Source organism: Benzoatithermus flavus (assembly GCF_037908215.1).
Classification (GTDB): domain Bacteria; phylum Pseudomonadota; class Alphaproteobacteria; order Geminicoccales; family Geminicoccaceae; genus Benzoatithermus; species Benzoatithermus flavus.
Genome location: NZ_JBBLZC010000098.1, coordinates 1 through 666, shown reverse-complemented (window position 1 = coordinate 666; position 666 = coordinate 1). Strand labels below are relative to the sequence as shown.

Here is a 666-nt window from a genome sequence, read left to right as displayed (position 1 = left end):
CGGCATCCCACGCTTCGTGGAACAAGCGGACATAGTCGGCCATATCGTAGCACCGGCGCGCCTCCACCCACGGGTTGGACAAAATGTTTTTCGTTTGGTAAAAATGATACGCATGCTCGGAAATGCCAAAATGCTGAATGCCTTTTTTCGCGGCTTCATCGGTGAACTGGCGCAAATAATCGAGCGTCAGCGTCCCCCGCTCCAAATGGTTGTGATAATCCGTCAGCACAGTGTTTCTCCCCTCCTGCTGTTTTTTTCATTATAACGCATCACCGCAAGAAAGGACAACCGTTTGGCGAATCATCACCCAATCATCCGTTCGCGCCGACGAGAAACAACAGCCCGACGCATACCGCGACGCCGGCGACCGCCAAGAGCCGTGTCATGAGATCATCCATCTGCCACCCCTCCTTGCCTTCTTTGCGCCATATATGTCTTATGCTAATATCATCTCCGATAGAACAACAAAGTGAAGATCGTAACAAAACGACGCAAACGGCGGCGGCTACCAGCCGGCCGCCATCAACAGAGTGTTCGGCCCGGCCGTTTGCCGCATCAGGCAAGCCGACCACCATGACGCCGGCATCTTCCTGCGCCGGCGCCGCATCAGCGGCCATTATCGTCTCAACTTGGGGGGGAGAGCTCTCGGCTCCCAGCGTTTTGACG

General features: G+C 55.4%; 2 pseudogenes. Both read right to left on the bottom strand.

The annotated features are described in order from the left end of the window. Positions 1-229 (bottom strand): annotated as a pseudogene (locus tag U1T56_RS24275) (histidinol phosphatase); the annotation flags it as partial. Positions 230-311: 82 nt separating this feature from the next. Further along, a pseudogene (locus U1T56_RS24270) lies at positions 312-666 on the bottom strand (hypothetical protein); the annotation flags it as partial.